The organism is Mesorhizobium sp. YIM 152430, assembly GCF_029210365.1.
Lineage (GTDB): Bacteria > Pseudomonadota > Alphaproteobacteria > Rhizobiales > Rhizobiaceae > Aliihoeflea.
The window spans coordinates 1-721 of sequence record NZ_JARGES010000037.1 but is presented as its reverse complement, the minus strand read 5'-3'; the positions used below and the strand labels follow the sequence as shown (position 1 = coordinate 721).

Annotated in this window: 1 protein-coding gene; it reads right to left on the bottom strand. The window is 68.5% G+C overall.

Annotation, left to right across the window (positions count from 1 at the left end; translation table 11 throughout):
- The coding region (locus PZ895_RS11350) for a hydantoinase/oxoprolinase family protein (RefSeq protein ID WP_275839108.1) at positions 1–721 on the bottom strand (721 nt) is incomplete at both ends.

Genomic DNA, 721 nt, shown 5'->3' with positions numbered 1-721 from the left:
TGCCGCGCCGTCGAGCCCGTCATCGGCGAGCGCCGATTCCAGCATCAATTCGGCCGATCGCCGCGTCACCACCTCCAGCACGCGCCGCGAAATCATCTCTGTGCTCTCCGCAATCGGCTGACCGCGCCCGTCGCGCTTGCGCGCCACCAGTTGCGCGCCGAGCCGGGCCGCACGCGCGTCCCAGTTGTCCTGCCGCCCGAGCACATGCGCGGCGTCGGACGGCGTGAAGCCGCACAGATGAACGAGGCCGCGCGCGACGAGACGTTGCAGCGTCGCTATCTGCGCCGTCGAGGTCAGCAACTGTTCGAGCGGCAACGGCGTCGCCGTCACCTTTTCATACANCACCGCGAAGCGGCCGTCCATCCGACCGGGATTGGTGGTGCGAAGCTGGCGTTCCAGAGTCTCCGCGATGATCGTGCCATGCTGGTATGCGGCAAGCGAAAGCGGGACCATCCGTCGCGGCCCGAGCAGGATCGCCGGATCGAGCCCGCCATCGGCAAACGTCACTTCCGAATCCCCTCCAAGCCCGAAAGTGCGCATCGCCACCGCCTCGACCATGGTGCGGAACCCGCCGACCGTCGCCCCGTCCGGATCCAGTCGCGGGACGCCCTTGTCGAGGATCGCGATGTCGGTCGTCGTCCCGCCGATGTCGGAGACGACGGCATCGTCCAGCCCGGTCAAATGACGCGCACCGACGATGCTCGCCGCCGGTCCCGACAGG